This is a genomic window from Pseudomonas monsensis (assembly GCF_014268495.2).
Classification (GTDB): Bacteria; Pseudomonadota; Gammaproteobacteria; order Pseudomonadales; family Pseudomonadaceae; genus Aquipseudomonas; species Aquipseudomonas monsensis.
In genome coordinates, this window is the sequence record NZ_CP077087.1 from 1749038 (window position 1) to 1773088 (window position 24051).

The following is a 24051-nucleotide window of genomic DNA, read 5'->3' on the forward strand; positions in this document are numbered from 1 at the left end:
TGCGCAATCAAGAGGTCACGGATGGTTGATCAGTGCTGCATTACCCGGACACCCACGCTGAACCATGGAAAGCCGAAATTCCGCGCCGTTGGCGAGTTTTATTGATTTATTGCTGGATGCCGTTTGCGCGGTCGACAAGCAGGGCCGTTTCGTTTTTGTCAGTGCTGCTTGCGAGCGGATCTTCGGTTACACACCTGAAGAGCTGATCGGCCGGCAAATGATCGAACTAGTGCACCCGGCCGACCGTCAGCGCACCCTGGCCGCCGCCCATGAAATCATGGGTGGCGACCCCAAACACAACTTCGAAAACCGCTACGTGCGCAAGGATGGCAGCATCGCCCATATCCTCTGGTCGGCACGCTGGTCGGAAGTCGATCAACTGCGCATTGCCGTGGCCCGCGACATCACCGAACGCAAGCAGGCCGAATCCCGGCAGGCGGCGTTGTATGCGATCTCGGAGGCGGCGCACGTGGCAGAGGATTTGCTGGCGCTGTTCAAGCGCATTCACCTGATCATTGGCGAATGGCTACCGGCGCTGAACTTCTCCGTGGCGCTGTACGACGAACATTGCGCCAAGCTGAATTTCCCTTACCACGTCGATGACCACGAATTGCAGCCCGAGCAACCGGGCACGGTCACCGGACGTCTGTGCACGCAAGTGATCCGCAGCGGTCAACCGATCCTGCTGACACCGGACAGTCCCGATGCCTCTCCCGAATTCGCCGCGCTGGTGGCCGGGCAGGATTCACCCTGCTGGCTCGGCGTGCCGTTGCACTCGAAAAACGGCACCATCGGCGCACTGATCGTAAAGAGCCTGCCCGGCGGCGAGCGCTACACCGAACAGGACAAGGAACTGCTGCAATACGTCTGTGCCCAGGTCGCGACTGCCATCGAGCGCCAGCAATTGCATGCACGGCTCAAACGCATGGCGCAGTACGACCAACTGACGCAGTTGCCCAATCGCGAATTGCTCCGGGATCGCCTCAAATCTGCGCTGACCAGCGCACGGGAAGCGTCGGGCAACATGGCGCTGCTGTATGTCGATCTGGATCGCTTCAAGCAGGTCAATGACACCTTTGGTCACGCCGTTGGCGACATGCTGTTGCAAACCGTGGCCAACCGGTTGAAGGGGTGCGTGCGCGAGACTGATACCGTCGCGCGCATCGGTGGCGATGAGTTCATCGTGCTGCTGCACAGCGTTCACGTCGCGGAAGATGCCGACAGCGTGGCGCAAAAAATCCGCCAGGTGCTGGTACAACCGATGCGTCTGGACGGTCACAACCTGCACATCGAACCGAGCATCGGTGTCGCCCGTTACCCGGAACACGGCAGTGAAGAACAACAACTGTTTCGCCACGCCGATCAGGCCATGTACACGGCGAAACGCTTGAACCATCGGGCGCTGGATATCTGATCGGCGGCGCGCCGTTCGTCGCGACATCGGCAACTTTTCTAAACCTTTGCCGCCCAGAAAATTCTCAATTCAGGTGGGCAGTTGCTCGCGACGATCAATACCAAGAGGTAGAGAATCATGCCTAATTCAAGAAACTCGAACTCGGGAAACTTCGCTAACGATCGAACGAAGGCGTCTGAAGCCGGTCGCAAAGGTGGGAAAACCACCACCACGACCGTCGATAAAGAGCCTGCGAAAACCGAAATGGGCCGCAAACCCGCTCAAAAATCGAAGTAAGTGAAGGTTGTTTTGATTGAGAGGCGGGGGCGTAAGCTCCCGCTTGAATTTCGAATGAAGGAGGGCGCGACCATGAGCCGGATGGCCACCCGTATACGTAACGCTGTTTTTGCACCTGTGTCGGGCCTGCTGTTGAGCGTGTGTGCCACTGGCGTTTTTGCCCAGTCGCCCACCGATTTCATCAACGATGCCTCCGCCAAAGGCATGGCCGACATCGAGGCCAGCCGTCTGGCCCACAGCAAGGCCGAATCGAAAGAGGTCAAGGACTACACCATCGTCGTGATCAACGATCGCACCACGGCCAATCAGCACCTGGCGAAAATCGCCAAGAAGCTTGATCTGCCGGTGGCGCCCCGTGAAGAACTCGCAGACAAGGCCAAGGAATTGATGCCGCAGGTGACCGACGGCCCTTCTTTCGATCAGGCCTATGCCGCCAGCCAGGTCAAAGCCACTGAAGAGGCCATCGAGCAGATTCAGCAGGAGGCACAAAACACTGACGTGCCGGAAATCAAAGCCTTCGCGGATGAAACGTTACCCAAGCTGCAAAGCCATTTGCAAATGGCTCGCCAATTACAGGCCAGCCGTTGATCAAGATATAAAGATCGCAGCACTCGGCAGCTCCGGCACTCTTTCTGCTGGAGCTGCCGAAGGCTGCGATTTTTTGCTTTTATCTGACCATCAACACTCATTCAGATCCTGTTTCGACTTGCTCTTCTCGCCCAGCCCCTCAAGATTGAACACTTCCCCTTCGCCCAACGCACGGTAATGCCTGCGCAGCGCTTCCAGTTGCTTCAAATCCAGCGCCTCCAGCCCGAGCATCGCGTTCTGCGCCTCTTTGGTCACCAACAGCAATTCGTCGATCTTCAAATGCAGGATGTCGGTGTCGCGGTTTTGGGTGTTCTGGATCAGGAACACCATCAGAAAGGTGATGATGGTCGTCGAGGTATTGATGATCAGTTGCCAGGTGTCGTTGTAATGAAAAATCGGCCCACTCAAGCCCCACAGTCCAATCAGGATCAGCGCCCCCATAAACGTCTTGGGGCTACCGGCCCACAGGGCGAGCTTCTGGGAGATTTTCGCGAATTTCATTGCCGTGTTCCTCATAAGGAATGCCTGAAATTCAGACAGTGACGGCGGGATGAAAATTCTACTTGCAGCCTTAGCTCTGAGATAAACGTTGTGAGTTCGTCAGCGTTTCGCTGCGCATGGAGGCGAAACTTTCATTGTGCTGGTTTGTGTCTAGTATCAAGTGGCAATCAAACTGCCATTAGCGCACAACACGGATAGACAACAACGCAAGAGGCCACTCATGGAATTCTTCGAAAAGTTAGCCAGCCTAGCCGCCAAAGTCCGGTTGCAAAGCGCTGCCATCCAGACGGAAGAAGCAACGAAAAATGCTTTTGTCATGCCTTTTATCAGCACTGTTCTGGGCTACGACGTTTTTGACCCGACTGAGGTGACCCCCGAGTTTGTCTGTGACATTGGTACGAAGAAAGGCGAAAAAATTGATTACGCCATCATGAAGGAAGGAGAGGTTCAGATTCTGATCGAGTGCAAAAAGATCGGTGAGCCACTGCATATCAATCATGCCTCTCAGCTGTTTCGCTACTTTCACGTGACCAGTGCCCGCATCTCCATCCTTACCAATGGTCAGGTCTACAAGTTTTTTACGGACTTGGATGCGCCTAACAAAATGGATGAAAAGCCATTCCTGGAGTTGGACCTTCTAGATATTGATGAATACTCGGTGCCCGAGTTGGTCAAATTGACGAAGTCGGCTTTTGATGTTGACTCAATCATCAACGCGGCTGGCGAATTGAAATATGTCAGCCAGATAAAGAAGGTGATCGCGGCGCAGGTCAGCAAGCCGGACGATGACTTCGTCAAGGTTTTCGCTTCTCGTGTGTACGACGGCGTGATTACGCAAAAGGTACGTGAACAGTTTCATGAGTTGACGAGGAAAGCCGTAGTGCAGTTTTTGAACGATCAGATAAACGATCGCCTAAAATCTGCAATGAGTGGTGCAATCCAGCCCGCGTTGGCGTCCTTGCCATCGGCTTCAACTGGAACTGACCCAGTTGATCCACGAGACGAATCAGACGATAAGGTGCTGACAACGCTGGAAGAGCTTGAGGGTTATCACATTGTCCGTGCCCTAGTCAGATCAGTGGTTGACGCCAAGCGAATTGTTCAACGTGATACTCAAAGTTATTTTGGCATCTTGCTGGATGACAATAATCGTAAGCCGATCTGTCGCTTACACTTCAATCGCTCTCAGAAATATATTGGTATCTTTGATGAAGAAAAGAACGAAACGCGACACCCGATTAGTTCGGTTGACGACATTTATGAGTATTCAGAGCATTTGAAGAAGACAGTCGGCTTTTACGATTGATTGAGAGAACCGGCCCAGGAGGCCGGTTTTTTTATAGGTCATTTTGTGATTTCTATTTTCGTCGACCAATCGAAATACCCCACGGCCTCACACTGTTGATTGACCAGCATGAAGCTCAAGTGGCAGTGGGCAGTGCCGCTGTTTTTCGGTGTGCAGATCCAGAGGTGATCATCGGCGTTCTTGCTGCCCGGTTCAGCCGGGTTGTCCGGATTGGGGGCGGGCACCGTCAGGTTGGTGTGGACCTCCAGCCGCGGATCGGACAAGGCGTCGCCATCAGCGGTCAGGGCGTACATGACAATGCTGTGTTCAGCGATCAGGCTGACGGATCTTGCGCGCACATGCAGGTCACGATCAATGTCCACCGTAATCGTTAATTTACTGTCATTTGTGACTATTTTTTTCGAGTTATCACCCGTGGCGAAAAAGATGAAGCCGTCGGCAATGCTTGTCGGCGCAGCAGCGTCCAGACTGGGATTCGGATACCGGGAAAGCACGGATTCGGCATCGACGATCAGCAGCACATTTTGTGCGCTGGTGGCGCCGGATGAGGGGGAACGGATCGGTTCGCTGGTCATCATGGATTCCTTTCATGATGGTGGCTCAAGGCGACAGCCGCTTCGGTCAAGGCAACGCATCCTGTTCCGGCCGGGGCGGCGACGGATCGGTAAAGCCCCTCGTTGCCAAGGGGCTCGACGCATCATCAGTTGTGGATCGAGATGAATGGGTCCCACGAGCAGCAGCCGATGATCTGGCAGTTGCGGTCAACGATCAGGAAGTGGAAGTGATAGGTCACGCGACCGCAGTCCAGGGTCTCGGATGACCAGTAATGGTTATCGACTTTCTGGCAGCTCGGCACGGATGGATTGCTGGTGTTCGGCACCGCCACACAGGCGCTGGCCTTGCGTGGCGAGGGTGGGGAGATCAGGTCGGCGCCGGCGTTGCCAATGAATTTGTAGAAGATCACCGCCTGTTCGAAGCTCTGCGACAGACTGGTTTCACGCCAGCGGATCAGGTCGCCGACCTGCGCCTTGAGATCCAGTTCGCCACCGGCCTGACCGCTGACGACGTTGTCCTGATTGGTAACCATGTACACATGTTTCCAATCGATCAGCGTCGGATTTTTCGGGTCCTTGCTGATGTTTGGATACTTTTTCAGAATGGTTTCGGTGTCGATGGAAACCAGAATATCTGTCACTCGAGACATGGTAATGCTCCTTTTTCATAGTGAACGCCGGCCCGCAGTCCAGGCACGACGACGCTTGCTTGCCGTATGGCGTTTGCGAGCACACTACTGGGGGGAACCCACCGGTCACGAGAGATGAGCAGGCCGTGCTCCTTGCACGAAATCGTCTGATCGGGTTCCTTCCGATTGCCGCCACTTGACTATAGGTTTGTTTTTTTAGCTGTCAAAATCGCTTTTATGCGACTCGACGGACGGTCGCAGCATTCATAACGACCAATCGGTCGGCGATAAGCCGGTGCGGTGATCTGACATCGTTTGCAATCAGTCGCTGTGGAACTGCCCGCTGCGCTGCCTGTATCGTGACGAACCGCTGCCATGCCCCCGACAGGAGAACGCAATGAGTTGGTCCGCCAGACAATACGTCGCTTTCGAAGACGAACGCACCCGCCCGGCCCGCGATCTGCTGGCGGCGATTCCAACGGCACAGGCACGAACGGTGGTCGATATCGGCTGCGGTCCCGGTAACTCGACAGAACTGCTGGTGCAGCGTTTTGCGCAAGCCACGGTCAGCGGCCTGGACAGTTCCTCCGACATGATCGAGGCCGCGCGCAAGCGCTTGCCGCAGTTGCAGTTCGACGTCGCGCACATTGATAAATGGGCCGATGTCGGCCCTTACGATGTGATCTTTGCCAACGCCGTGCTGCAGTGGCTGCCGGATCACGCAACATTGTTACCGGCACTCGCCGGCAAGTTGTCGGCCGGTGGCAGTCTGGCGATCCAGATGCCGGACAACCTCAACGAGCCGTCCCACCGCTTGATGCGTGAAGTCGCTGCGAATGGCCCGTGGGCGAGCAAGCTCAGCGGCGCAGCGGGGCAACGCACCGACATGGCGAGTGCGAGCGATTACTTCTCCATGCTGCGACCGCACTGTGCGCGGGTCGATGTGTGGCGCACGACCTATCACCATCAGCTGTCTGGCGGGGCGGCGGGGGTGGTGGAGTGGTTCAAGGGCAGCGGCTTGATTCCGTTTTTGAGTCCGCTGACCGAAGAGGAAAAGACGCAGTACCTGGAGCAGTATCTGGCGGAGGTTGAGCGGGCTTATCCGGCGTTGGCGGATGGCTCGGTGTTGTTGCCGTTTCCCAGGTTGTTTATCGTCGCGACCCGATAAAATCAATTCGGACTGTTGTCCGGCTTGAGATTTTGGCTGCACTTTCGGACAGGCCCCTCACCCCAGCCCTCTCCCGAGGGAGAGGGAGCCGAGTGGTGTTGTTTCCAAAACCTGAGTTCGCCTCGATTTCGCACGTCGGCGTAGCTCGTACTGGCACCGCGGTCAGTCCCCTCTCCCTTTGGGAGAGGGTTAGGGTGAGGGGGCTTCTCAAGTTGTAAACCCGCTCAGCGCTGCACCGCCACCAGCATCATCATCGGCCGCTCCCGCTCTTCCGCCAGCGCCGGTTGCGCCGCCACCTCTGCATCGCTCGGGCCCCATTCATTGACATGGCGAATGGCGAACCCTGCATCGATCAACGAATTCAGCAGCGTTCCTACCGTCCTATGCTGCTTGATCACTCCCTCGGCCAACCAGTTTGTCACCCGTTCTCCTTCCATCTGATAGCTGTCCAGCGGCCAACGCTTGTTACCTTCAGCATCAATCAACCAGCCCGGATTACGCGGTGCCATAAAGATTGGATGCTCAATGGAAAACACAAAATGCGAACCCGGTTTCAGTGCCGCGTATAGATGCGCAAACAGCCCCGGCAAATCCTTGATGTAATGCAGCGCCAGTGAGCTGTAAGCCAGATCGAAACTGCAGGCGGGCAAGTCGAGCTGTTCCAGATCGGCGCGCTCATAGCGAATGTTCGCCGCCGTCGTGGTCGCACGCGCGCGCTCCAGCATCTTCTCCGAAACATCCAGCGCCAACACACTGGCCGCGCCATGCTCGACCGCCCAACGGCTGAACCAGCCATAGCCGCAGCCCAGATCCACCACGTTCAAACCATGCATGGAAAGCAGCAATGCCTTGAGCACCGGCCACTCCGGCGCCGCGTCGAGGCCGCCGATGGAGCGATTCATCTGGCTATAGCCCTGAAAGAATTCGGGATCGTCGTAAATGTTTTGCGTCATGGTGAAGTGCTCTTTTGAGTTCGATCGTCAGCGGCAAAGTGGCCGCGATTGGAATCCCTCGAAAGTGATGGCGCGTATTCGTCGATGGCCGCGCAGGGGGAGGGTGGTGGGTGATGGAGAAATGCTAGTCGGTTGGGCGGGAGGTGAAAACCGGTGGAGTGTTGTGGATCTGTAATGTGAAGCGCCAACCTCAATCCCCGGACACAAAAAATCGGTTCTTTATGCGCGTTTTTGCTGTGCCTTCATTCCCCGTCAAAAAATCACGACGTGAGACCAATGTTTGAGTGAAGCGGGTAGAGGGATGATTTCTGGCATCCAATCCATTTGCGAGTAATGCATTTTTGTCTGCCTTCGAACGGAGGGCAGGGCTACATCGAGATCAAACTAGCTAGGGGCATCAAGCGATGCCTCAGTGGCTAACGGCTTAAACCAGAAGGGGTCGTTCATCAACGGCTGCTATCGGCCGAGGCTGTGTAAAAACGTTTTTCAGCGCGACAGGTACTCAAGCCCGGACTGAGAATCGCGCTTCTACGTAAAATCCGCACCTGCTGATGTGCCGATAAATTTCAGATTCGACGTAAACGCGCACACTCCAATTTTGGCGAAGCGTTTTTACACACTCTGGGCCGAACGCTGCCGTTCGCGAATGGTAACCAGTGGAATACGATAATCGGCAGATGAGAGATGGGGTTTTCGATGGAATGAAATAGCCCGGCAATCGGTCGGGCGTTTTTGAAATTCAATATCGTACTCAGGCCTGCTTTTCGCGCGCCGCCAACATCACTTCATTCTGTTTCTTGGTAGCTTCGGTCAGCACTTCACTGTAAACGCGCTTCTTTTCTTCCGATTTCGCATTTCGAATGAAGTCTGCGAATGGACTCCTGGAGTCCTTTGTGGATCTGAATTTCATTGGGTTGCTTCGTCATTGATCCCAAGCATGGTCATCAGGTCGTGTCTTGCTTCTCGGGGATAGGGTGGTCAAAGCCCCTGGGTGCGGATCATTCCCTTGAGCAGACTGCACTTGTTGTCATTAGAGAAACCGAAGCGGAGAGGGGGGACTGGCGAATCTGCAATCTACGGTGTGTTGCTGAATGGTTCTGCGCTGTCGAAGCGGCCAACCTCAAATCCCAGCCACAAAAAAACCGGCCCTGTAGGCCGGTTTTTTCTATTCCTGCACCCCCCGTCAAAAAACACAACGTGAGACCAAAATTCGAGTGGAGCGGGTAGAGGGAATCGAACCCTCGTCGGAAGCTTGGGAAGCTACTGTTCTACCATTAAACTATACCCGCTCAGAGCGGCTGACTTTGTACCAGACTCGGCCACGGATTTGAAGTTTTTCTTTTACTCATGAACGCTTTAAATCGCTGAAAACGGTCAATCGCGGGCGAGCACTGCGGTGCGCAAAGCAAAATCCCAACCCTGCAGCCTCGCTCGCGACGACGCTTTTTCAAATGGCCAGTGCATGTTGATCCTGAACAAACGAGTAACGCGTTCGGCTGGCCTGCTGCGCCGGTTTCAGAAAGCCGAGCAAGGCGTTCTGGCTATCGCGGCAGGCGGCCTTGTGTTCCATGTCGAGGAAGTGCCCGGTGGCTTGCAGCGTAGTGAAGGTGCTGTGTGCCACGTGGTTGCCGAACAGGCGAGCGTCTTCAGCGGCGGTGTATTCGTCCCATTCGCCGTTTAGAAACAGCACCGGCACGTTGATCTTTTTCGCTGCATTCAGATAGCACTGCCGATCGCTGTGCAGCACGTCGCTGATGTGGAAGTGCATCTGCCCGTATTCGTGTTCCGCCAGGCTGCTGACGTGGCGATAGTTGAAGCGTTTGAACAGTGACGGCAGATGTTTGCCGATAGTGTTGTTGACCAGGTGCCCGACGCGATCGCCGTCGCGTTGCCCGAGGTAATCGACGCCGCGCTCAAGGTAATCGAGCATGTGTGCGTTGATCACTGGCGAGAACGAACTGATCACCGCTCGTTCGATGCGCCGTGGCTGTTGCGCGAGGGCAACCAGCGTAGCTGCGCCGCCCCAGGAAAAAGAGAGCACGTGTTCGGCGGCGAAGTGGTCGATCAGCTCGAGCAGGATCTGCCCTTCGACTTCCTTCGTCAGATGTTTCTCGTGTCGGTTGTGGGCTTTTGACCGGCCCGCGTAGGGCTGGTCGTAGCAAACCACGTTGAATTGCGGGTGCAGGTTTTTCACAGTCTGTGCAAACGACGCAGTCGTGGCCATCGAGCCGTTGACCAGGATGATGGTCTTTTCTGCGGCGTCTGCGCGATAGAACTCCGTGTAAACCCGATACTGACCCTGTATATCCAGCACAGCGATTTCTGGCCTCATGTCATAAGACTCCTGGCAAGCAAGCGGGTATGCGCGCAAATAGAGATTGCACGAGCTTTGTGACAGGTAGGCATACGCCTGGAATTTGCTTGGCCCATGTCGATCCATGACTGCGGTCGACGGGTATTGTTATTGGCGGGCAGTCTGCCGGCTGAGGCGGAGCCTTGAAGGCTCTCTACCGGCAAAAAGTTTCTTGGATGTATGTTGTGACTCATCGGTCACAATCTGGCCGACGTCCTGATTCAAGCAGGGGGATGGGGATCGCGCAAGTGCCATTGGTAAATTGTTCGACAACTTCTGCTGAGCGGTCACAGGCTTAGAACAAATGGATCTCTTCGGTGCGCAAAGCACGGTACTCGCCCGGTTTTAGCGCGTTATCGAGCAGTAGCGGGCCCATGGATTCGCGGTGCAGGCGCAGGACTTTGTTGTTGAAGAACCCAAACATGCGCTTCACCTGATGGTAACGACCCTCGACGATGCTTAACCGCGCCGAGCGTGGGCCGAGCCGTTCCAGATGCGCCGGTTGTGTGGTCAGGTCCTCGAAGGCGAAGTAGATGCCCTCGGCGAAGGTGATCGCGTATTCCGGCCCGATCGCCTCTTCGGTTTCGACGTAATAGACCTTCGGCAGCTTGGTCTGTGGCTGGGTCAGACGGCGCGACCACGCGCCGTCGTTGGTGATCAGCATCAGACCGGTGGTGTTGAAGTCCAGACGCCCGGCGATGTGCAGATCGTCCTTGTCGGGTTCGTCGATCAGGTCGAGCACGGTCGGGTGCTGCGGGTCACGGGTGGCACTGACGCAGCCCGGTGGTTTGTGCAGCATGAAGTAGCGCGCCGGTTTACCGACCTGCAACACCTCGTCGTCGACTTCGACTCGGCTGAAGTCGAGTACTTCGCTGTGGGGATCGCTGACGACTTTTCCGTCAATCCGCACGCGCTTTTCCACCAGCAACAGACGAACCTGCTGACGGTTGTAGCGGGGCAGGTTGCTGAGGAAACGGTTGACACGCATGTTCAGAATTCGCAGGGTGAAAGGCCGCGCATCTTACGGGATCGACGGCCGGGTCGCTTGCAGTTGCGCCTCGACCTGCGCGCAACGCGGGCACAGGCAGGATTGGTTGCGCAGTTCTGGCGGCAGCGCTTGGAGCACGGCCGGGTCGATAGTCACGCCATAGCACCAGCATTCGCGGTCGGCGGTGCGCGGGTCGGCGAGGCTGCAGTCGTTGCGGGCGCCGCAGGCCGGGCAATGGTCGGGTTTAACGTCAGATTCAGGCATAAGTCGAGTGAGGCATTTCCACGCAGATTCGGTTGCGGCCGGTTTGTTTGGCCCGGTACATCGCATGATCGGCCCGCGACAGCAGGCTGTGCAAGGTGTCATCGCGTTGCAGGGTGGTGACACCGATGCTCACCGTCAGATTGAGGCTGTGGCCGTTGTAGGCATATTCATGCTGTTCGACATGTTGGCGGATCTTCTCGGCAATTTTCTGAGCGGTGTCGCCGTCGGTGTCCTTCAGCAAAACGATAAATTCCTCACCACCCCAGCGGCAGACAATGTCGGCGTGGCGCAGGCAGCTTTGCAGATCGCGGGCAAAACCGATCAACACCTGATCGCCGGCCATGTGTCCGTAGGTGTCGTTCAACACTTTGAAGTGATCGAGGTCGAGCAGCAACGCGGTCAGTGGTTTGGTCTCGCGTTGCGCTTCGTGCAGAGCCTGTGCGGCGAGAATGTCGAAGCCTCGGCGGTTGGGCAGTTCGGTGAGGCTGTCGAGGGTGGCCTGGGCGTGGATTTTGCGCTGGAAACGTTTGATCACACGGTTGAGCAACGCCAGGACAATCAGCGTCACCAACAGGCAGATCAGCAGATTCAAGTACAGCGACTGCCGGATTTCACTCAGCGCGCCGTCCTCGCGTTTATCGACGAACAGGTACCAGTTCAACTCCGGAATAAATCGCACGTTGAGAAAATGCCCCTGACCATGGGTGGCATATTCATAGCTGCCGCTGTGCGGTTTGGGCAATTGACTGACCAGGCCTTTCAGGCTTTCGAGTTCACCGAGACGCTGGCCGATGTGCGCACCTTCCGGGCCGCCGTCGGCACCGGTCAACACCAGCCGGCCGAAGGTATCGACGAAATACACGCTGCGTTGATAGCGCTGTTGATACTTGTCGATCAGCTTGATCACCGCGTCCACGGTCAGGCCGACGCCCGCCGCGCCGATGAAGCGGTTGTGGTAGTCGTAGACCTTGTAGTTGATGAAGAACGTCAGGTTGTCCTTGTTGGCCAGATCCGGGTCGACGTTGATTTCGTACGGGTCTTTCATGTCGCGCACGCGGAAGTACCAGGTGTCGCGCGGCTCATCGACCTTGACCTGCTTGAGCACGCCTTTGGCGTGGTAATAGGTGTGGGTGCTGTCGGACACGAAAAACGCCGTGTAGGCGCCGTAATGGGTCATGACCTCGTCGAGGTAGCGGGTCATCTGCTCGGGGTTCTGTTCACCGTTGACCACCCAGTCGCGCATGAAAGTATCGCGGGACATCATCGAAGAAATCAGGATCGGCCGGACCAGGTCTTTCTGGATTTCCGAGTAGACCGTGTCGGAGGTCAGCGGCAGTTCGGTGTTGACGATGCTGTCGCGGATCGATGCGCGGGAGGCGTAGTAGCTCAGCAGTGACGTGGCGAGGAACCCGGCGCCGAGGAGGGCGATCAGCGTCAGGACCAGCGAGCGTTGCGAGTACAGGGGAGAACGAAGCGGCATGGCGGTTCCGTTGGCAGTTGCCCGATGGCATGCATTCTAGTGGGATGGCCGGGAAAAGACTGCGGGATTTATGCCTGAAATGGCAGGGGATATGGCGCAGAGGGTGTGCCAGGAGGATCGCTCCCCTCACCCCAACCCTCTCCCGGAGGGAGAGGGGGCTAAATTGTGGTGATTTCAAAAGTTGTGTTCGGCTCGATATCACCGAATGGCAACCACCTGGCAAACACCTCGGTCAGTCTCCTCTCTCCCCGGGAGGGAGAGGGGCTAAATTGTGGTGATTTCAAAAATTGTGTTCGGCTCGGTATCACCGCATGGCAACCACCTGGCAACCACCTCGGTCAGTCCCCTTGCCCTCCTGAGAGGGGGCTAAATTTTGCTGAGTTCAAAACTTGAGTTCGACGGAGTATCACTGAATGACAACCCTCTTACAGATACCTCGGTCAGTCCCCTCTCCCTCCGGGAGAGGGCTAGGGTGAGGGTTGGTTTTTGGATCAGCTCCGAGTTTCAAGATACGTCCGCCACCCGCCCAAATGGCTGATGTCCAGCGCACCTTCCAGACCATACGGTTCGCAGATAAATCCGCTCTCCCAACGCCCATCCGCCAACTGCACCTTGCCCAGTCCAAGCGGCGCCGGAATTCCGGTCAGGAACGAGCCCAATTCGCTGCTCGGCAACTCCCACACTTCCACCGCAATCGCCACGCCGCCATGCTTGACTCGTACCATCCCCGGACGCAGTGGTGGGCCGCCGGCCAACGCATACAGTTGATAGTCCGGCGAACTGAACGTTGTCTCCAGCAAGCGCCCAACCCGCTGGGTCAGTTGCCAGTTCAACGCCAACCCCTGCAGATGCGCGCCACACACCACGATGCGTGCGCGATCATGGCGAGCTGCGTTCGCCGGTGTCGGCAGGTCGCAATCCAACTGACGCTGCAATGCATCGGCCACGCTCAGCAGGTATTGATCGGTAAACACCCGGCCAAACAACGTCACGCCCCACGGCAAACCGTTGGCCATGAACGCGCTCGGCACGGCGACGGCGGCGTAGTCGAGCAGGTTCATGAAGTTGGTGTAGTAACCCAGTTCGGAGTTGCGCAGCACCGGTTCTGCGTCCAGTTCGGCCAGTGTCACCGGGCGGCCGATGGTCGGGGTCAGTACGCAGTCGAGCCCTTCGAGTGCCTGGTCGCACAGGGCTTTCAGGGCTTGCAAGCGATACTGCGCGCGGAAGGTCTGCACGCCGGTCACCGCTGGCGCTTTGGCCAGCACGGCGCGGATCACCGGCAACACCGCTGCGGGATTCTGCTCCATCAGTTCACCGGCGACGCTGTAGCGCTCGGCGACCCACGGCCCTTCGTAGAGCAAGCGTGCGGCTTCGAGGAACGGCGACAGATCCAGTTCAACCGCTTCGCCACCCAAAGCCTTGAGCCGGTCGATGGCATCGCCGAACAGCAGCGGGCTTTCGACGCAGCCGAAAAACTCAAGGTCCTGCGCGCGCGGCACACCGAAACGAAACGCCCGTGGCGCACCAAACGCCGAGCCGTCATTCCATGATGGATTGCGGCGGCTGTACTCATCACGCGGATCAAGTTTGGCGGTCAGCGCCAGCAATTGACTGGCCTCACGCGCAGTGGCGGTGAACGTAGTCACGCAATCCAGCGTGCGGCAAGCCGGCAGCACGCCGGCCGTGGAGATCAGCCCTTTGCTCGCCTTCAACCCGACCAGATTGTTCAGCGCCGCCGGCACCCGACCGGAGCCTGCGGTGTCGGTGCCCAGGGCAAAACTCGCCACGCCCAATGCCACCGCCAGCGACGAACCGGCGCTGGAACCGCCGGACGGATACTCCGCCAACACGCTGTTGGGGCATGCGCCAAAAGGCGAGCGACTGCCATTGAGGCCGGTGGCGAACTGATCGAGATTGGTCTTGCCCAGCGGAATCGCCCCCAGCGCCAGCAATTGCTCGACGATGGTCGCCGAGCGCTCTGGCACGTAAGAAAAGTCCGGGCATGCGGCGGTGGTGGGAATGCCGGCCAGATCAATGTTGTCCTTGATCGCGAAGGGCACGCCGTACAGCGGCAGACTGTCGAGGTCACGACCGTCGAAGGCGGCGAGGTACGGCTCCAGTTCTTCGGCGCTGAGCAGATGAATGAACAGGTGATAATCCGGGTTCAGCGCGGCGGCTTTTTCCCGCAGCTTCGGCAGCAGCTGACGCGGTGTGGTGGCGCCGGAGCGATAGGCCTGGCGCAGAACATCGAGTTGCAGATTCATGAGTTGATCCTTATCCAATTGGCTTCAGTCGAGTTCGAGTACCACGAGCCGTTGCCCGGCGCGCACCGCCGAACCGGGCTGCACGCGAATCTCGCGCACCACCCCGGCCATCGGCGCGAGTACCGGGATTTCCATCTTCATCGACTCGAGAATCACCAGCACATCGCCCGCCGCGACACGGCTGCCGGCCTCGACCTGCACCTGCCAGAGGTTGCCGGCAATGTGGCTGTCGACGCTGTGTTCACCGTCGACCAACGGCGAATCCTCGCTGCACGGCGCCAGGGCTTCTTCGCTGTCGAAATGTGCCTGGCCACTGGTGATCCAGCGTTCGCGCTCGGCATTGAAGGCGCCCTGTTGCTGAGCCCGAAACGCGCTGATGCTCTCGGCTTCACGGTTGAGAAACGCCTGATAATCGGCAAGGTTGAGCTGGCTGTGTTCGATGTTGAGTTCGAAGCGCCCGAGCGGAAAATCCCGGCGGATACGCAGCAGCTCGTCGGCGCTGACCGGGTAGAACCGGATCTGGTCGAAGAAGCGCAGCAGCCACGGTTTGCCATCGAACGCGGCGACTTCGCGATAGCGATTCCACATCTGCAACGTGCGCCCGACAAACTGATAACCGCCGGGGCCCTCCATGCCGTACACGCACAGGTAGGCGCCGCCGATGCCCACCGAATTCTCCGCAGTCCAGGTGCGTGCCGGGTTGTATTTGGTGGTCACCAGACGATGGCGCGGGTCCAGCGGGGTCGCCACCGGGGCGCCGAGGTAAACGTCGCCAAGGCCCATCACCAGATAGCTTGCGTCGAACACTGTGCGCTGCACGTCGTCGAGGTTCGGCAGGTCGTTGATGCGGCGGATGAGCTCCAGATTGCTCGGGCACCACGGCGCGTCCTTGCGCACGGTGGTCATGTATTTTTCGATGGCCAGTTGGCAGGCCGGATCGTCCCAGGACAGCGGCAAATGCACGATGCGCGACGGCACTTGCAGATCGTTGGCCGCACACACCGCGTCCCATTCGCCGGCGATGATGCCGAGCAGATCGGCGAGTGGCAGTTGCTCGGGCTGGTAGTGGATTTGCAGCGAGCGAATGCCGGGCGTGAGGTCGATCACGCCGTGCAGGGTTTTGCTTTCCAGCGCTTGCATGAGCGCGTGGGCGCGGAAGCGCAGGACGAGATTGAGTTCAGGCTCGCCGATTTCCAGGAGTAAATGAGTGTCGCCAGAAACCCGCCCGACAAGCCGCCTGTCACCCTGCCCCAACGTCAGCACCACAGGCGACACAATTCCCTGTGGGAGCTGGCTTGCCAGCGATGAAGTTGATGCGGTGTCTGGACGGGCCCCATCGCTGGCAAGCCAGCTCCCACAGGTATCCCACTGGCAGGCCAGGTTGCGGGCGTTTGAGAGAGAGACAGGGATGAACTGGATTTTATCGCCCGCCTTGAGCTGCCCCAGTTGCCAAAGGTCCGCCTCGATCACCGTCACCGGGCAGACAAAACCGCCAAGGCTCGGGCCGTCCGGGCCGAGGATCACCGGCATGTCACCGGTAAAGTCCACTGCACCGATTGCATACGGATTGTCGTGAATGTTCGATGGATGCAACCCGGCTTCACCGCCATCGGCGCGCACCCACTCCGGCTTCGGCCCGATCAGGCGCACGCCGGTGCGGCTGGAATTGAAATGCACTTCCCACAAGGTGGTGAAGAACGTGTTGATGTAGTTTTCGGTGAAGTATTCCGGCGCGCCGTGCGGGCCGTAGATCACCCGGATCTGCCGCACCGCTGGCAACGCGGTGATGTGCTGTTCGGCCAGCTGCTGACCAGTACAGCGGTCAGTCAGCGCAGGGATATGCAACACATCCCCGGCACGCAATGCCCGACCACCATGGCCACCAAACTGGCCAAGGGTGAAGGTGCTTTTACTGCCCAGATAATCCGGCACCTGCAAGCCACCGCGCAGGCACAGATAACTGCGTGCCCCGGCGCCGCTGATGCTGCCCAGATGCAGTGTCGCGCCCGCCGGGATCAGCAGGGCGGTATTCATTGGCGCGCTTTCCCCCTCAAGCGTCAGGCCAATCGGCGCACCGGTCACCGCGATCACCGCTTCACAGTTGAAGCGCAGCAGCGGCCCGCTCATGGTGATTTCCAGTGCAGCTGCGCCTTCAGCGTTGCCGAGCAGGCGATTGCCCAGGCGCAGGGCGCGACTGTCCATCGGCCCGGACGGCGGCACACCGACGGCCCAGTAACCGAGGCGACCGGGGTAGTCCTGCACGCTGGTTTGCGTGCCGGCGCCGAGCACTTCGAAAGTGTTGGCGCGGTAGACCAGATGCTCCAGGCAGCGGGTCCACGGCTCACCGCTGGCGAACGGCGTATCAAGGAGAATCTGCCGCAGATAATCACGGTTGGTTTCCACGCCGTACAACAGACTGTCGCCCAATGCTTGATGCAGCTCGGCACGCGCCTGTTCGAGGGTCGGCGCCCAGGTGATGACTTTGGCAAGCATCGGATCGAAGTAGGGCGGGATCTCGCAGCCGGCTTCGACCCAGGTATCAATGCGCAGTTGAATGCCGTTGGCCGGCGGGAATTCCACGGCCGTCAGCAAGCCCGGACTCGGCTGGAAATCGCGCCCCGGATCTTCCGCATACAGTCGCGCCTGAATCGCATGGCCTTCGGGTTTCAGTGCGCCATACAACGTGCTCAGCGGCGGCAGATCACCGGCCGCCAGTTCGATCATCCAGCGTACCAGGTCGACGCCCCAGACCTGTTCGGTGACGCCATGCTCCACCTGCAGCCGTGTGTTCACTTCGAGAAAATAGAAGCGCTGCGCCTCGCTGTCGAAGACGAATTCCACGGTGCCGGCGCTGCGGTAGTTCACCGCTTGCGCCAGTTTGATCGCCGCCGCGCACAGCGCTTCGGCCATGCCGTCCGGCAGGTTCGGTGCCGGGGTTTCTTCAAGGACTTTCTGGTTGCGCCGTTGCACCGAGCAGTCGCGTACGCCGAGGGCGATGACCTCACCGCGACCGTCGCCGAACACCTGTACCTCCAAGTGCCGGGCGCGCTGGATGTACTTCTCGATGAACACTCCGGCGTCGCTGAAATTGTTCTGGCCGAGGCGTTTCACCGCTTCGAACGACTCGCTCAGTTCGCTGGCATTGCGACACACACGCATGCCGATGCCGCCACCGCCGGCGGTGCTTTTCAGCATCACCGGATAGCCCACCTGTTCGCCGGCGATCAGCGCGGCGTCGAGGCTGTCGAGCAGCTCGGTGCCTTCGAGCATCGGCACACCATGCTGTTTGGCCAGCGCGCGCGCGGTGTGCTTGAGACCGAACACCCGCAGTTGTTCGGCTGTAGGGCCGATGAACGCGATGCCGTGCGCTTCGCAGGCCTCGGCGAAGGCGGCGTTCTCGGACAGGAAACCGTAACCGGGATGAATGGCAGTCGCGCCGCTGGCCGTGGCAATGGCGAGGATTTTGTCGACGGCCAGATAAGTGCCGGCGGCGGCCCCTTCACCGAGGCTGTGGGCTTCAGCGGCGTGCAGGATATGCAGGCTGGCGGCATCGGCTTCGGAATACACGGCGACGCCTTGCACTTGCAAGTCACGCAGCGTGCGCAGGATGCGGCAGGCGATGGCGCCCCGGTTGGCGATGAGGATTTTTTCGAACATGGCATAACCCCTGAAGGGGAAGCGGGCCGTCCCGCCGTTTTTCGACAGACATCCGGGCCGTCCCGGATGAAAAAAACATTTACTTCAAATCACTACAGGTCCCTGTGGGAGCTGGCTTGCCAGCGATGACGCCGGCACTACCAACATCAATGGTGACTGACACACCGCTATCGCTGGCAAGCCAGCTCCCACAAGGTTTAGGGGTGTCTGGGAGATTTCAGGCACTGCCCGGAACGCGCCTGGCACAGTGCGAAAAACCAACGGCGCAATCGGCTCATGGTCAGTTCCATACCAGCAACTGCGCAGGTGTCGGGTTGTATGCGTTGCACGGGTTGTTCAATTGCGGGCAGTTGGAAATCAGCACGATCACATCCATCTCCGCACGCAAATCGACGTACTTGCCCGGTGCCGAAATCCCGTCCTCGAAGGTCAGCCCGCCATCCGCCGTCACCGGCACATTCATGAAGAAATTGATGTTCGGCCCGATGTCGCCTTTGCCCAGCCGCCCGTCGTGGACGCAGGCGCGCAGGTAGTTGTCGCGGCAGCTGTGCATGTAGCGTTTTTCCAGGGCGTAGCGCACGGTATTGCTCTCTTGTGCGCAGGCGCCACCGAGGGTGTCGTGGCGCCCGCAGGTGTCGGCGACGATGGTCAGCATCGCGTGGCCGAGATTGGAATACAGCACGCTGCCGGTGCTCAGGTAGACGCTGTTTTGCCGACGCAAGGTGCGTTGCACGTCGTAGCGCTCCTTGGGATTGGCGAGGCTGTAGAACAAGGTGTCGATGGCCTGATTGCCTTCCAGGTCGAGGATGCGCAGGGTCTGGCCGGCCTTGACCTCCATCAGCCAGGGTTCACCGGCCGGGATCGTGGCGCGGTACACCGCTGTGTCGGGTTGTTTTTGCGAAGTGGCGATAGCAACGGACATGGCAGCGATCCTCAGGCGAACAAACGGTCGGTGTTGATAAAGCCGCGCTCGTTTTCCGGGCGCGAGGTGCGGCAGTGTTCGGCGACGCTCGCGTCGGCGTTCATCCAGCTCAGCTTCAAGGGTTTTGGCGCGTATTCCGGTGCCGGATCCATCGGGTGTTGCAGGGCGGTGAGCACCACCAGCGTGTCCATCGGCGCGTACAACTCGATGTAGTCGCCGGCCCTGGAGTTGCCCTCGACGAAGTGGAAGCGTCCGGCGTCATCGACGTTCACGCGGCTGAACAGGTTGAGGGTCATCAGCAGGTCGGACAGGCCCAGCCCCCACTTGCCCAGTTCCACCAGCAGGTTGTCGGTGCCGTTGCGGAAGAAGCCGTTGCGCAGTTCCTGGTAACGGCCCTGGCCGTATTTCTCGGCCACTTCCTCGGCGCAGAGCACGCCGCCGAGGCTGTCGCTCCAGCCGCAGGTGTCGGCGGTGATCGCGGCCAGTACGCGGCCCATGTCCGAATACAGGCAATGGCCGCTGGTGAGCTTGGCGGTGTGTTGGCATTTGAGGCTGTCGGGCAGGTTCAGCCGTTCGGTTTTTTCATTGGCATTGAGCAGGGTCAGGCTGACGTTGGCGCCGCCGCGCAGATCAGTCAGGCGCAGCAATTGGCCGCGCTTCAACACGAAAGAGCGATGGCCGCCGCCGGGAAGCATTTCTTCGGCAAACGGTGGGAACAGTTGGGTCGAATCGGTCATTGGAGCAATCCTCTCAAGCGGTGTGAAGGGCGCCTGCCAGTGGCAACGGCAGGGCGTCGACGGCGGCGCGTTGGGCGCAGCGGTCGCTGTTCAAAGGGATGTCGTAGGTGATGCGCGCGCCATAGGCGCCGGGGGCGTGCGGGTCGAGGCGAACCTTGTCGAACACCAGCAGCCGGGTGCCGAGACTGAAACCTTCGGACAGGTCATGGGTGACCATGAACACCGTCAGTTTCGTCTCGCGCCACAGCTCCAGCAGCAAGGCGTGCATGTCCTTGCGGATGCCCGGATCGAGCGCGCCAAACGGTTCGTCGAGCAGCAGCACCCGCGGTTTCATGATCAGCGCCTGGGCAATTGCCAGCCGTTGCTGCATGCCGCCGGACAGCTGCGCCGGGTATTTGTCGAGCGCATGGCCGAGGCCGACTTTGTCGAGCAATGCCGCGGCCTGTTCGCGCGCCTCACGTTTGGCGCTGCCGAACAACCGACCGAACAACGGCGAGCAAGGCAGTTCAAGGCCGAGGGCGACGTTGTCGAGCACGCTCAAATGCGGGAACACCGAGTAGCGCTGGAACACCACGCCACGGCTGGCATCCGGTTCGTTGGCCAGTGGCCGGCCGTCGAGCAGGATCGTGCCGCGACTGGCGGTTTCCTGCCCCAGCAGCAGGCGCAGGAAGGTCGATTTGCCGCAACCGGAGGCGCCGACCAGGGTGCAGAATTCACCCTCGTTGACGCTCAGGTTCAAGCCTTCGAGCACGACCTGATCGGCGTATTGCTGCCAGACGTTTTTGACTGTGATGAAGCTCATTTGGCCGCCCCCTCATACCAAGGGAATGCGCGGCGGGTCAGGTATTTCAGGCCCCAATCCATCAGCCAGGCGAGGAGGGTGATCCACACCACGTACGGCAGGATCACGTCCATCGCCAGATAACGCCGGACCAGAAAGATCCGGTAGCCGAGACCGTCGGTGGAAGCGATCGCCTCGGCGGCAATCAGGAACAGCCACGCCGAGCCGAGCATCAGCCGCAGCGAGATCAGCAAACGCGGCAGCAGTTGCGGCAGGACCACGCGCAGCATCAGCGTCCAGGTCGAGGCGCCGAGGGTCTGCGCCTTGATCAGCAGTTCGACGGGGATTTCCCGGGCGCGCTGTTCCAGATCCCGGGCGAGGGCCGGAGTGATGCCGATCACGATCAGCATGACTTTCGACAACTCACCCAGACCGAAAACGATGAACAGGATCGGCAGGATCGCCAGCGGCGGCACCATCGACAGCACCGTCAGCAACGGCGACAACGGTGCGCCGAACAACGGCAAGGTGCCGGCAGCTATGCCCAGGCACAGCCCGGCCAGCGCAGCGATGCCGAGGCCGATGGCCAGACGCCGCAGGCTGGAGGCCGTGTCCTGCCACAACAGGTAATCACCGGTGCGGCTGTCGGCATTGAAGGCCAGTCGCTTTACCGCGTCGCTCATCTGTACCGCGCTAGGCAGCAGTTTGTCGTTGGGGTTGTCGGCCAGGCGCTCGGCCGAGCCCATGAAGTAGGCGAACAGCACCAGGGCGAACGGCAGGATCACCAACAGCAGGCGACTCGGGCGATCCGGGTGGTGATTGATCAGGCGCATGGCCAAATCCTCCGTGGTTTACAGCTTGGCGTCGGCAGCCATTTGCACGTAGGTCGGATCGAAACGCAGCTTGAGGTTGCCGGTGTCGCCGCTGGTCACGCCGTTGGCGAAGGCCATGCCGACCGCGCTGGTGTCTTTCGCGCCTTCGCCAAGCAAGCCGTGCTGGAACGAGAACTCGGCGACCTTGCGCATGGTTTCCGGCAGTTGTTTGCTGGTGGCGAAGCTCAGGGCTTCCTTCGGTGTGGCGAACAGTCGGGTGGTGTCCAGTTGTGCCTGGAATCCGCCCAGATCAGTGCCCGAGGCCTTGGCCATGTGCTCCAGCGCGCTTTTGCTCGCGGCGTTCTTCGCGTTCATCAGCTCGACCACTTCGAACCACGCACCGGTCAGCGCTTTGCCCAGCGCCGGGTTGTCTTTGAGGGTGGCGCTGTTGACCACCATCATGTCCATGATCTCGCCGGGAATCTGGCTGGAGTTGAACACTTCGGTCACCCCCGGTTTGGCCTTGATGTCCGAGAGCATCGGGTTCCAGGTGGTCACGGCTTTGACTTGCGCGGTGTTGAAGGCAGCCGAGATATCGGCGTCGGACGTGTTGACCACTTTCAGGTCTTGCTCGGTCAGGTCGACCGAGTCCAGTGCCCGGGCCAGCAGGTAGTGCGAGACTGACAGTTCGACCAGATTGACGTCCATGCCCTTGAGGTCGGCGACTGTCTTGCCTTCACCTTTGAGGACGATGCCGTCATTGCCGTTGGAGAAGTCGCTGACGATCAGTGCGGTGCTGTCGACGCCGCCGGCGGCGGGAATGGTCAACGCATCCATGTTGGTCATGGTGCAGCCGTCGAACTGGCCGGCGGTGTACTGGTTGATCGATTCGACGTAGTCATTGAGTTGCACGACGTCGATCTTGATTCCGTATTTCTTCGCCCATTTGTCGACGATGCCTTGGCTGCCGGCGTATTCCCACGGCATCCAGCCGGCGTAGATCGTCCAGCACACGCTGAAGTGGTCTTTCTGGGCGGCGGGGGATTGCGTGCTGATGAGCGCGGCGAACGCAGCGGCGAGCAGGGCGGGCAAACGTAGTCGGGACATGGTGGGTTCTCCAGTTGATCAAGGGCGGACAGGAAGGCAACGCGGCACCGCGAACGGTGGCTTGTCTCCCGGGCTTTTGTCCCGCCGTGTAACCTCAACTGGAGGTCGCCAACTCTCGGACCAGCCACTCGCGAGTGCGAGCCGGAACCCTAGTCAGCCATTGCAAATTGTGGTGCCGCGAACCTGTGATGACTCCTGCACGGGTTCGCTAAAGCGAGAGGCGTGCCAAGTCGCGTCAGGCGCTCTGGCGCGGGCTCACGGGGTGGATCATCGCTGATGCGCAGCGGAGCGACGCTTTGTGTTGGTGCGCGACTGCACCGTGATGCAGCGTGTCTGCCGCTGATCTGATGCTGATGCACCGTTGGCACTCGGCCCTGATTTGTCAGTCAAACCAGATGTCAGCCGGTCTGTGCCGACTGCTGTCGCAGGTCTTTCAGGAGGCCGCCATGCTTATTCAGAAAACGTTGCGTCGGGTGCTGCTGGGAGCGGTGCTCGGTCTGGGCTTATCCGGCTGTTATTACTACGCCGGCCCTTACGATGCTTACCCTTCTACTTACTACTCTCCGGGCTATTACTCGCCTTATTACTACGGCGGCTATTACGGTCCGCGCTACTACGGCGGCGGGCGCTACTACTACGGTGGCCACGGCTATCGGGGCGGCTATGGACGGGGTTATCACGGCGGTGGGTACCACGGTGGTCACCATTGATCAGTCGCTGAATGACAGCGTTTTCCAAATGAACAGGATTTCATCAATCACTTGTTTCAACTTGTTGCAGGAACGCACCAGATGCCGAAAACGCTGTCTGATTTCTCGTCAGTCACCGAATAAACGACTGACGCCTGCCAGCGTCGCTGGCGAGGCTACCCGCGGTCCAGGAGGCCGCCATGTATAGACGAATTCTTCTGCTTGCTGCGTTGATGTTTTCCGTTGCCGGTTGCGTCCCGTACTCTTACGCGGACTCGTATTACAGCTCAGAGGTCTACACGTCACCCGCACCGGCCTACTACAACACGGGCGGCACCTATTACCGCGGTGGCAGCACGTATTACGCGCAGCCTCGCTACTACCAGCCAGCTCCGCGGTATTACCAGCAACCGCGTTATTACCAATCGGCGCCGCGCTACTACCAACCGGCACCACGTTATTACGAAAGTCGTCGCTGGCACGACAATGATCGCGGGCGCTGGGATGGCCACCGTCGCGGCGGTTGGGATAACGATCACCGCGGTCGTGGCAACTATGACCGACACAGTGGACGCGGTGACCACAACGGACGTGGCAATCGCTGGTAA

At 59.2% G+C, this 24051-nt stretch carries 22 protein-coding genes, 1 tRNA gene and 1 riboswitch; of the genes, 7 read left to right on the forward strand and 16 right to left on the reverse strand.

The genetic code is table 11. The features are described from left to right. The first annotated feature begins 64 nt into the window (after positions 1-64). The 3 genes from HV782_RS07600 (at position 65) to HV782_RS07610 (ending at position 2278) form a co-directional block, all read left to right on the forward strand. Positions 65-1414: a sensor domain-containing protein gene (locus tag HV782_RS07600; RefSeq protein WP_186744552.1), complete on the forward strand. Its 1350-nt coding sequence runs from the start codon at positions 65-67 to the stop codon at positions 1412-1414. 117 nt (positions 1415-1531) lie between these two features. Continuing rightward, positions 1532-1690, forward strand: coding sequence for a KGG domain-containing protein (locus tag HV782_RS07605; protein WP_003222499.1), 159 nt, complete (start codon positions 1532-1534; stop codon positions 1688-1690). A gap of 72 nt (positions 1691-1762) precedes the next feature. Beyond that, positions 1763-2278: a DUF4142 domain-containing protein gene (locus HV782_RS07610; protein WP_128614009.1), complete on the forward strand. Its 516-nt coding sequence runs from the start codon at positions 1763-1765 to the stop codon at positions 2276-2278. Positions 2279-2368: 90 nt separating this feature from the next. On the opposite strand, the gene HV782_RS07615 is transcribed toward HV782_RS07610, so the two are convergent. Then, complete coding sequence (locus tag HV782_RS07615; protein ID WP_123465408.1) at positions 2369-2779, reverse strand: low affinity iron permease family protein; 411 nt, start codon at positions 2777-2779, stop codon at positions 2369-2371. A gap of 220 nt (positions 2780-2999) precedes the next feature. Here HV782_RS07615 and HV782_RS07620 point away from each other — a divergent pair, with 220 nt between their 5' ends. After that, positions 3000-4085, forward strand: a complete 1086-nt coding sequence (locus HV782_RS07620; protein ID WP_186744554.1) for a type I restriction endonuclease — start codon at positions 3000-3002, stop codon at positions 4083-4085. Between the two features lie 38 nt (positions 4086-4123). Here the strand turns inward: HV782_RS07620 and HV782_RS07625 are convergent, their stop codons facing one another. Both HV782_RS07625 and HV782_RS07630 read right to left on the reverse strand, forming a co-directional pair. Then, on the reverse strand, positions 4124-4660 hold the full coding sequence (locus HV782_RS07625; RefSeq protein WP_186744556.1) for an AidA/PixA family protein: 537 nt from the start codon (positions 4658-4660) through the stop codon (positions 4124-4126). A gap of 125 nt (positions 4661-4785) precedes the next feature. Continuing rightward, positions 4786-5289, reverse strand: a complete 504-nt coding sequence (locus HV782_RS07630) for an inclusion body family protein (RefSeq protein ID WP_123465412.1) — start codon at positions 5287-5289, stop codon at positions 4786-4788. 376 nt (positions 5290-5665) lie between these two features. On the opposite strand from HV782_RS07630, the gene tam reads away from it, so the two are divergent. Then, positions 5666-6436, forward strand: a complete 771-nt coding sequence (gene tam / locus HV782_RS07635) for a trans-aconitate 2-methyltransferase (RefSeq protein WP_123465414.1) — start codon at positions 5666-5668, stop codon at positions 6434-6436. A 224-nt stretch (positions 6437-6660) separates the two neighbouring features. On the opposite strand, the gene HV782_RS07640 is transcribed toward tam, so the two are convergent. The 13 genes from HV782_RS07640 to HV782_RS07700 form a co-directional block, all read right to left on the reverse strand. Continuing rightward, positions 6661-7389: a class I SAM-dependent methyltransferase gene (locus HV782_RS07640; protein ID WP_186744558.1), complete on the reverse strand. Its 729-nt coding sequence runs from the start codon at positions 7387-7389 to the stop codon at positions 6661-6663. A 1215-nt stretch (positions 7390-8604) separates the two neighbouring features. Then, positions 8605-8678: transfer RNA gene (locus HV782_RS07645), tRNA-Gly, on the reverse strand. A 158-nt stretch (positions 8679-8836) separates the two neighbouring features. After that, a complete protein-coding gene (locus HV782_RS07650) occupies positions 8837-9721 on the reverse strand; it encodes an alpha/beta fold hydrolase (protein ID WP_123465423.1) in 885 nt (294 codons plus the stop codon). Positions 9722-10037: 316 nt separating this feature from the next. Further along, positions 10038-10730, reverse strand: coding sequence for a pseudouridine synthase (locus tag HV782_RS07655; protein ID WP_186744560.1), 693 nt, complete (start codon positions 10728-10730; stop codon positions 10038-10040). A gap of 33 nt (positions 10731-10763) precedes the next feature. Next, positions 10764-10994, reverse strand: a complete 231-nt coding sequence (locus tag HV782_RS07660; protein WP_123465427.1) for a cysteine-rich CWC family protein — start codon at positions 10992-10994, stop codon at positions 10764-10766. Continuing rightward, on the reverse strand, positions 10987-12474 hold the full coding sequence (locus HV782_RS07665) for a sensor domain-containing diguanylate cyclase (RefSeq protein ID WP_123465429.1): 1488 nt from the start codon (positions 12472-12474) through the stop codon (positions 10987-10989). The genes HV782_RS07660 and HV782_RS07665 overlap by 8 nt, the downstream gene beginning before the upstream one ends. Before the next feature lie 491 nt (positions 12475-12965). Beyond that, positions 12966-14738: an allophanate hydrolase gene (atzF, locus tag HV782_RS07670; RefSeq protein ID WP_186744563.1), complete on the reverse strand. Its 1773-nt coding sequence runs from the start codon at positions 14736-14738 to the stop codon at positions 12966-12968. 24 nt (positions 14739-14762) lie between these two features. Then, complete coding sequence (uca, locus tag HV782_RS07675) at positions 14763-18395, reverse strand: urea carboxylase (RefSeq protein ID WP_186744565.1); 3633 nt, start codon at positions 18393-18395, stop codon at positions 14763-14765. Between the two features lie 280 nt (positions 18396-18675). Further along, positions 18676-19317 carry an urea amidolyase associated protein UAAP2 gene (locus tag HV782_RS07680; RefSeq protein WP_123465435.1) on the reverse strand — a complete coding sequence of 214 codons (642 nt, stop codon included), beginning with the start codon at positions 19315-19317 and terminating at the stop codon, positions 18676-18678. A gap of 11 nt (positions 19318-19328) precedes the next feature. Continuing rightward, the gene (locus HV782_RS07685) at positions 19329-20054 is read right to left on the reverse strand and encodes an urea amidolyase associated protein UAAP1 (RefSeq protein ID WP_186744567.1); all 726 of its coding nucleotides are present in this window, start codon (positions 20052-20054) and stop codon (positions 19329-19331) included. A gap of 13 nt (positions 20055-20067) precedes the next feature. After that, positions 20068-20856, reverse strand: coding sequence for an ABC transporter ATP-binding protein (locus HV782_RS07690; RefSeq protein WP_186744569.1), 789 nt, complete (start codon positions 20854-20856; stop codon positions 20068-20070). After that, entirely contained in the window at positions 20853-21668 is an 816-nt protein-coding gene (locus HV782_RS07695; RefSeq protein ID WP_186744571.1) for an ABC transporter permease, read from the reverse strand. The genes HV782_RS07690 and HV782_RS07695 overlap by 4 nt, the downstream gene beginning before the upstream one ends. 18 nt (positions 21669-21686) lie before the next feature. Further along, positions 21687-22754: a putative urea ABC transporter substrate-binding protein gene (locus tag HV782_RS07700; RefSeq protein WP_123465441.1), complete on the reverse strand. Its 1068-nt coding sequence runs from the start codon at positions 22752-22754 to the stop codon at positions 21687-21689. A 63-nt stretch (positions 22755-22817) separates the two neighbouring features. Further along, a riboswitch (guanidine-I (ykkC/yxkD leader) is annotated at positions 22818-22918 on the reverse strand. A 282-nt stretch (positions 22919-23200) separates the two neighbouring features. Here HV782_RS07700 and HV782_RS07705 point away from each other — a divergent pair. After that, on the forward strand, positions 23201-23464 hold the full coding sequence (locus HV782_RS07705; protein ID WP_123465994.1) for a hypothetical protein: 264 nt from the start codon (positions 23201-23203) through the stop codon (positions 23462-23464). Positions 23465-23643: 179 nt separating this feature from the next. Further along, positions 23644-24051, forward strand: coding sequence for a hypothetical protein (locus tag HV782_RS07710; protein WP_186744573.1), 408 nt, complete (start codon positions 23644-23646; stop codon positions 24049-24051).